This is a genomic window from Roseicyclus sp., assembly GCF_052168335.1.
Classification (GTDB): Bacteria; Pseudomonadota; Alphaproteobacteria; order Rhodobacterales; family Rhodobacteraceae; genus Roseibacterium.
Window position 1 is genome coordinate 1 of the sequence record NZ_JBQLZP010000093.1, and the last position, 7,755, is coordinate 7,755.

The 7,755-nt window shown below is 71.3% G+C and carries 6 protein-coding genes and 1 pseudogene; 2 read left to right on the forward strand and 5 right to left on the reverse strand.

Annotated elements, in window-relative coordinates; translation table 11 throughout:
- The 4 genes and pseudogenes from ACTS11_RS03015 to ACTS11_RS03030 all read right to left on the reverse strand — a co-directional run.
- A pseudogene (locus tag ACTS11_RS03015) lies at positions 1-158 on the reverse strand (MFS transporter); the annotation flags it as partial.
- 109 nt (positions 159-267) lie between these two features.
- Positions 268-606, reverse strand: coding sequence for a light-harvesting protein (locus ACTS11_RS03020; RefSeq protein WP_442638864.1), 339 nt, complete (start codon positions 604-606; stop codon positions 268-270).
- Positions 607-617: 11 nt separating this feature from the next.
- Positions 618-773, reverse strand: a complete 156-nt coding sequence (gene pufB / locus ACTS11_RS03025; RefSeq protein ID WP_442638865.1) for a light-harvesting antenna LH1, beta subunit — start codon at positions 771-773, stop codon at positions 618-620.
- Between the two features lie 260 nt (positions 774-1,033).
- Positions 1,034-1,975, reverse strand: a complete 942-nt coding sequence (locus tag ACTS11_RS03030) for a 1-phosphofructokinase family hexose kinase (protein WP_442638866.1) — start codon at positions 1,973-1,975, stop codon at positions 1,034-1,036.
- A gap of 139 nt (positions 1,976-2,114) precedes the next feature.
- Here ACTS11_RS03030 and glgB point away from each other — a divergent pair, with 139 nt between their 5' ends.
- The gene (glgB, locus tag ACTS11_RS03035; RefSeq protein ID WP_442638867.1) at positions 2,115-4,268 is read left to right on the forward strand and encodes a 1,4-alpha-glucan branching protein GlgB; all 2,154 of its coding nucleotides are present in this window, start codon (positions 2,115-2,117) and stop codon (positions 4,266-4,268) included.
- A gap of 31 nt (positions 4,269-4,299) precedes the next feature.
- The gene (gghA, locus tag ACTS11_RS03040) at positions 4,300-6,663 is read left to right on the forward strand and encodes a glucosylglycerol hydrolase (protein ID WP_442638868.1); all 2,364 of its coding nucleotides are present in this window, start codon (positions 4,300-4,302) and stop codon (positions 6,661-6,663) included.
- On the opposite strand, the gene ACTS11_RS03045 is transcribed toward gghA, so the two are convergent.
- Positions 6,660-7,755, reverse strand: a 1,096-nt coding sequence (locus ACTS11_RS03045) for a 4-alpha-glucanotransferase (protein ID WP_442638869.1), incomplete at its 5' end; no start/stop codon positions are given. The genes gghA and ACTS11_RS03045 overlap by 4 nt on opposite strands.

A 7,755-nucleotide genomic window follows, 5' to 3' on the forward strand; every position in this document is an offset into this window, starting at 1 on the left:
ACCAGAAGGACGAGGGCCATGCCCACCGTGACCTGGAAGAGCGAGAGGCGCAGGAGGCGCGACAGCGGCAGATCATCCGTCGCCACGTCCGCGAAGGGCATGTAGCGCGGGCCGACCTGGAGAATCTTGCGGAGCGCGAAGTCGCGAGTGCTGAACATGGATCGGGGGGACCCGCCCCTCCCGGAACTGTTGGCGGTGAGGTTGGCCGGGGGCGATCTCGGATCGTCCCCGCCCTATGTCAGGCGGTCGTTTTTCATCGGTCTGGCTCTATTGCAGGAGCGCGGCCGACGTCAGGTCATCCACGACGAGCGTGGCGGTCCGTCCGTCGGGAAGCAGCACCCGCAAGGTCTCGTTGCCGTTCGCGTCCGCCTCGATATAGGCGGGCAGGTTCCCGGCGGTGGCCGACGCGGGCAGAACCGGCGCCTCCTGCCGGAGCGCGGCGCTGTCGCCCGAGCCGAGCGGCTGGCCCTGCAGGAAGTCGCTCACCCACGAGGTGTTCGACAGGACGGCGACGTGGACGGCGAAAGAGCCCACGGCGACGGCGCTGAGGAACAGCGGGATGCCCACGGTCGGCTTGACCACGAGCCACATCTTCGCGTTGTTCATGGTGCGCCCCCTTACCCGAGCCAGGGCGTGGACACGGCCACGAGCACGTGCGCGAGCAGCGCGATCGCGCCGAAGACACGGGTTCCGTCGATGAGGTAGCTGTGCACCTCTTCTGCTTCTTTAAGGGTCAGGCCGGTCGGCCAGACCTTATCGGGATCACTGGACATCGTCCTTCCCTCCTCCGGTTGCGTTACTCCAGATCCTGTGTTCGGCCGGAATGGCCGGACGGCGGATCGCGGACGGACCCGTGGCCCTTGCCGGCCGAAGGTACGCCCGCGGACAAGGTGTCACGCCAACTAGACATTTGCAACTGTAAATCCGAACGGACACTGGATTTGCGCGCACTCAGCCGAACGCGATCAAGTGTCCAGTCGTATTGACAGATTGGCGTTCTCCGGGGTCCGGCCCCGCCATCGGCAGCGGCGGCTCAGAGCCGATGTGCGGCGCAGCGCGCGAAAATCGATTCGAACGTCGCCCGGTCGCAGAGGAGCGTCGCCTCGGTCGTGACCGCCGAGCTTGCCGCCGCCACGCCCCATTGCAGGACCTCGGCCAGCGGCGCCCCCCGCGAGAGCGCCAGCGTCGCGCCCGCGACGAAGCTGTCGCCCGCCCCGGTGACGGAGACGACGGGCACCTGCGCGGCGGGGGCGAACCAGCGCTCGCCCGCCGCCGCGAGGACCGAGCCCTCGGCCCCGCGCGCGAGGATGGCGATGCGCGCCGCGCCCCGCGCGACCAGCTCCGAGGCCGCAGCCGCGCTGTCGTCCACGTCGCGCAGGCGCCGGCCCACCAGTTCCTCCGCCTCGGCGCTGTCCATCCGCAGCATGGCGAGCCCGAGGCCCGCCCCCGCCACCGCCGAAAGCGCCGGGCCGGACGTGTCGCAGACCACGGCGGCGCCCGCGTCCCTCAGGTCGCGCGCGAGGTCGACCATCGCCCCCGGCGCGAGGCCCGGCGGCATGGAACCCGAGAGGACGACGATGTCCCCTGCCGCGACGAGGGGCAGCAGCGCCTCCTCCGCCGCCCGCAGGTCCGCCACCTCCCAGCTCGGGCCGGGGAAGATGAAGCGGTATTGCGCGCCCGTTCCCTCTTCGATGACGGAGAGGTTCTGCCGCGTCTCGCCGGGCGCGGGCAGGCGCGCGACATGGGTTCCCGGCGTCTCGAGCCGCCGCGCGAGATCGTCGCCCGTGGCCCCGCCCGCCGCAACCGCCGCCGTGGCCTCGCCGCCGAGAATGGCGATGGCGCGCGCCACGTTGATCCCGCCGCCGCCCGGATCGCGCCTCGGCGGCAGGCAGCGCAGCTTGCGGCCCGGGACCAGTTCGGGGGTCCGGGTCTCGAGGTCGAGCGCGGGGTTGAGGGTGACTGTCAGGATCGCCATGGCCCAAGGTATAGGCCCCCGGAGCCCGGCTGGAAACCGGCGCGTTGGACGTCTTCCGAGGCACGGCGTTGATCTCGGGCGGAATATCCCTAGGCTCGGGAGGATGCAGAACCCCCTTCCCCACCCCGCGCCGGACGGAATGGCCCGCGTCGTCGCCGGAACCGCCGACGATCCCTTCGCGCTGCTCGGCCCGCACGACATCGGCGGCGTCCGGCACGTGACCGTGTTCCAGCCCGGCGCGGTCCGCCTCGCCGCCCGTGTCGGACCCGAGCGCCATGCGCTGTCGCCCGTGGCGGGGGCGGAGGGCGTCTTCTCCGGCCCCGTGCCCGGACACCAGCCCTACCTGCTCGAGGCGGAGGGCGCCGACGGCGCGGCATGGAGCTTCGAGGACCCCTACCGCTTCGGCCCCGTCCTGGGCGAGATCGACGAATACCTCATCGGCGAGGGCACGCATCACCGGCTCTGGGACGCGCTCGGCGCGCATGTGATGCGCCACGAGGGTGCGGATGGCACGCATTTCGCCGTCTGGGCGCCGAACGCGCGGCGCGTCTCGGTCGTCGGCGACTTCAACTTGTGGGACGGGCGGAGGCACGTCATGCGCCGGCGCGGCGCGACGGGCGTGTGGGAGATCTTCCTGCCCGGCTTCGGCGAGGGCACGGTCTACAAGTACGAGATCCTCGGCCCCGACGGCGCGCGCCTGCCGCTCAAGGCCGACCCCGTGGGCTTCGGCTCGCAGCACGCGCCCGAGAACGCCTCGGTCGTGCGCGACATCCGGGGCTATGGCTGGCCAGACGCCGACTGGATGGACACGCGGGCGGGCCGCAACGCGCGCACGGCGCCCATTTCGATCTACGAGGTCCACCTCGCCTCCTGGCGGCGGAAGGAGGGCGGTCGCCCGATCTCCTATGTCGAGGCGGCGCGCGAGCTGGTGGATTACGTCCACGACATGGGCTTCACGCATATCGAGCTCCTGCCCGTGTCGGAGCACCCGTTCGACGGGTCCTGGGGCTACCAGCCCGTCGGCCTCTTCGCGCCCACGGTCCGCCACGGCCCCCCGCACGAGTTCCGCGACCTCGTCGCGGCGGCGCACGGCAAGGGCATCGGCGTCATCCTCGACTGGGTGCCGGGGCATTTCCCGACCGACGCCCACGGCCTCGGCCGCTTCGACGGCACGCCGCTCTACGAGCACGCCGACCCGCGCGAGGGGTTCCACCAGGACTGGAACACGCTGATCTACAACTACGGCCGGACGGAGGTGCGCAACTTCCTGATCGCCAACGCGATCTACTGGCTCGAGGAATACCACGTCGACGGACTGCGCGTGGATGCGGTGGCCTCGATGCTCTACCGCGACTACAGCCGGGCCGAGGGCGAGTGGATCCCCAACCGCGACGGGGGCCGCGAGAACTACGAAGCGATCTCGATGCTCCAGGAGATGAACCGCGCGACCTACGGCGCGTGCCCCGGCATCATGACCGTGGCCGAGGAGAGCACCTCCTACCCCAGGGTCTCGGCGCCCACGGACCAGGGCGGCCTCGGCTTCGGCTACAAGTGGAACATGGGCTGGATGAACGACACGCTCGACTACATCGCGCGCGATCCGGTCCACCGCCGCCACCATCACCACCAGATGACTTTCGGGATGACCTACGCCTTCTCGGAGAACTTCATCCTGCCGATCAGCCATGACGAGGTCGTGCACGGCAAGGGGTCGATGCTGGGCAAGATGCCGGGGAGCCGGGAGGAGAAGCTGGCGAACCTGCGCGCCTACTACGGTTTCATGTGGGGGCATCCGGGCAAGAAGCTCCTCTTCATGGGGCAGGAATTCGGGCAGGAGCGCGAGTGGAACCACGCGGGCGAGATCGACTGGGCCGCGCTCGGGCATCCGGGGCACGAGGGCCTGAGGCGGCTGGTGCGCGACCTCAACACGCTCTACCGGGGGACGCCCGCGCTGCACGTGAAGGACGCCGAGCCCGAGGGCTTCCAGTGGATCGACGCCGACGACGCGGCGCAGTCGGTCTATGCCTGGATCCGGCGCGGCGGGCCGGGCGATCCGAACGCCGTCGTCGTCTGCAACTTCACCCCGGTTGAGCGGCCGGCCCACCGCCTCGGCCTGCCGCTGCCCGGCCGATGGCGCGAGGCGCTGAACACCGACGCCGGGATCTACGGCGGGGCCGGGCGCGGCAACATGGGCGGCATCGACGCCAGCCCTGCGCCCCACAACGGCCAGGCCGCCAGCGCCGAGGTCTACCTGCCGCCCCTCTCGGCCCTGTTCCTCGTCCACGAGGGCTGATCCCCGACCGACACCGAAGAAAGGAGGCGCCATGCCCCTCCCCGACCGCATTGCATTCGACGAAGCCGCAGCCCGGACCGAGGCGGAGGCCGCGCGCATGGCGCTCGCCACCGCCGAGACCGCCTTCGAGGCCGAGCGGCGGATCGCCCGGCGCCTCGGGGGCCGCATCGAGGGCGATCTCGCGGTCTTCGGCTTCTGGACGCCCGAGCTTCTGGACGCGCGCGTGCCCTCGGGCGACATCTTCCTTGAGATCCTGTCGCCGAAGGAGCCGCTCGACCTCACCCGCGCCCACCAGGTCGTCGAGTTCGAGCGCGCCTGGGTGCCCGTGATCCGGGAGGAGGCGCATTGCTTCACCGCCGTGCGGGGCATGCGCGCGGGATCGCGCGAGGCGGTCGGCGACTTCTACGCGCTGGCCTGGCGCGACGCGGAGGAGACCTGGCACCGCATTCTCGATCCGCTGGCCATGTCGCTGCCCTTCGGCGCGATGGCCCCGGCCGAGCTCTACGATGTCGCGGCCATGCAGGAGGCGCGGGGCGACCGGGCCTATTTCGAGGCGCTGAAAGGCGACGCCCCGCACAAGTTCGGCCCGCCCGTGAACATCCTCCAGATCCATGTGCCGACCGCCACAGCCGGCGGCACCCTCGCCAGCCTCACGCGGCACTACCAGCGCCTCGCCGCCCGGGTCGCGCGCGGCCTGCCGCTCGAGCCCGCGGACCGGCTCTTTCTCGGCTACGACGCGGTGCAGCTTCTGCCCGTCGAGCCCACCACCGTCTACGAGACCGGCCCCGACTTCTGGCGCGAGGAGGAGGCGGAGGGCGGGCTGAGCGTCTCGCTCCTCCGGCCCGACACGACGAACTGGGGCTATGATGTGGTGATCTCCGGCATGGCGACGGTGAACCCCGCGCTGCTGGAGACCGGGCGGCCGGACGAGCTGATCGACCTCGCGGCGACCCTCCACACCTTTCCGTCGAAGCCCAAGCGCCTGATCCTCGACGTGGTCTTCGGGCACGCCGACAACCAGGGGCTGCGCGCGCTCAACGGGCATTTCTTCGCCGGGCCCAACATGTACGGCCAGAACCTCGACTACCAGAACCCTGCCGTGCGCGCGATCCTGCTGGAGATGCAGCGCCGCAAGGTCGATTTCGGCGCGGACGGGGTGCGCGTGGACGGGGCGCAGGACTTCAAGTGGTGGGACGCGGGCGCGCAGGAGCTGCGCCACGACGACGAATACCTCCAGTCCATGGCCGACATCGTGCAGGAGGTCGCGGGCACGCGCTATCGCCCCTGGTTCATCTTCGAGGACGGCCGGCCCTGGCCCGAGGAGGACTGGGAACTGTCGTCGTCCTACCGCGCGGTGATCGAGGCGCAGCGCGACGACGACGTGTTCCAGTGGGGGCCGCTGACCTTCGCGCACAACACGCCGTTTCTCTACACCTTCTGGCTGTCGAAATACTGGCGCATCCGCGAGATGCTGGAGGTCGGCGCCAACTGGATCTCGGGCACGTCGAACCACGACACGCTCCGCCGCGGCACGCAGGTGAACCCCAAGCTCAACGTGAACACGCGGCTCGGGCGCACGAAGATGGAGATCCTCGACAAGGCCTACGACAACCCCGCCGTCCACGTCCTGACCTACGTGGCGTTGCCCGGCGTTCCGATGGACTTCCTCAACGCCATGGCCCGCGCCTCCTGGGGGTTCATCCGCAACCAGGACGACAGATACGGCGTCAAGGTCGTGGCGGAGGAGGCGATCAGCCTCAAGTGGCAGGTGGACGAATATTCCTACTCGGTCCCCGCGAGCTTCCGTCGCCTCAAGGCGCTGGGTTACGAGACGCGCGAGGACCTCGCGCGCTTCATGGAGTTCCTGCCCGCCCTCGTCGAGGTCACGGACTACGACCTCGAGGAGATCGCCCGCCTCCTCGCGCTGGCCGAGCCGCCGCTCGCCGGCCCCGAGTTCACGGTGGCGAGCCTGAAGGAGATCGCGCGCGCCTGGATGGACGACATGCACGACTACTGCAACGTGTCGAACTCCTTCACCTCGCTCGACGACGAGCAACTCGCCTTCGGGCTTGCGGTGCGGAACTTCCGCCGGGCGCGACCCTGGCTCCGCGACAACTACGGGCCGCGCGACCATTTCGACTACGTGACACCCATCGCGGGGCGCACCGTCTTCGCGTCGCTCCGCCACGGGCCCAACGGCGAGCAGGTCTTCGCCGTCGCGCACATGGAGGGCAAGCCCACCCATGACATCGAGCCCCTGTCGCTGCCGGTGCCGGGCATCGAGGGGACGGGCTGGCGCCTGGCGCTCAGGACCCCGTCGATCGGCCACGACTACGGGGGCGGACCCATCGTGCTCAAGGACTCGATGGCGCTGGTCTACACGCGGAAGGGCTAGCCCCGCCCCGCCATGATGCGGGCGGCGCGGACCATCCCCGGCTCCGCCGCCAGCCTATCCGGCCCCACCGGCAGGCGCTGACGCCAGTTCGGGTACTCGTCCACCGTGCCGGGCAGGTTCGGCTGCGGCACGATGCCGAGCGCGCATTCCACCTGCACCATGGCGAGGGCCGAGGCCGTGGCGGCGAGCGCGTGGTGCATCGCGTCGGCGGAGGCGGGGTCCGTCCCCTCCGGCGCGACCCTGGCCGTCATCGCGTCGAAGGCCGCGACCTCGGCCTTGCGCCGCCCATGCTCCTCCGCCGCGAAGGCGGGCGTGATGTGGCCAAGCTGCGCGCGGGCGTCGATCTCGTGGCCCTGCCGCCAGCCGTCCCAGGTGGGCAGGTCGTGGGTCGAGAAGCTGGCGATGGCCGTGCGCTCGAAACGGCGGGGCTCGAGGAAGGCGGGCATCTTGCCGGGCTTCCGCTCGAAGAGCTGGAGCCGGCAGCCGAGGATGCCGGACGCGGCCAGCGCGGGCCGCAGGCCGCGCGGCACGTTGCCGAGGTCCTCGCCCACGACGACAGCGCCCGCCCGCGCGGCCTCGAGCCGCACGACCGCCAGCATCGCCGCGCGCGGCATCCGCACATAGGCGCCGGGCCCGCCCGCCTCGGGCACCCAGAAGGCGCGGTCGAAGCCCAGGATGTGGTCGATCCGGATCGCGCCCGAGAGCGCCATCTGGGTGCGCAGCGTCTCGGCCAGCGGGCGGAACCCCGAGGCCACCAGCGCGCGCGGGTTGAAGGGCGCGAGGCCCCAGGACTGCCCGTCGGCCGAGAAGGCATCGGGCGGCGCGCCGAGCGAGGCGCCGTAGGCGAAGCTCTCCCGGTCCTCCCAGGTCTCGGCCCCCGCGGGATGCGTGCCCACGGCGAGGTCGAGGTAGAGGCCCATGGACATGCCCGCCGCCCTGGCGCGTGCGTTGGCATGGGCCAGGCCGTCATGCGCGCGCCACTGGAGCCAGGCGTGAAAGGCGATCTCCTCGGCCAGCCCGGCCGCGGCCCGCCGGACCTCCGCGCCATCGGGATCGCGGAGCGCCTCGGGCCAGGCCGTCCAGTAGGCGCCG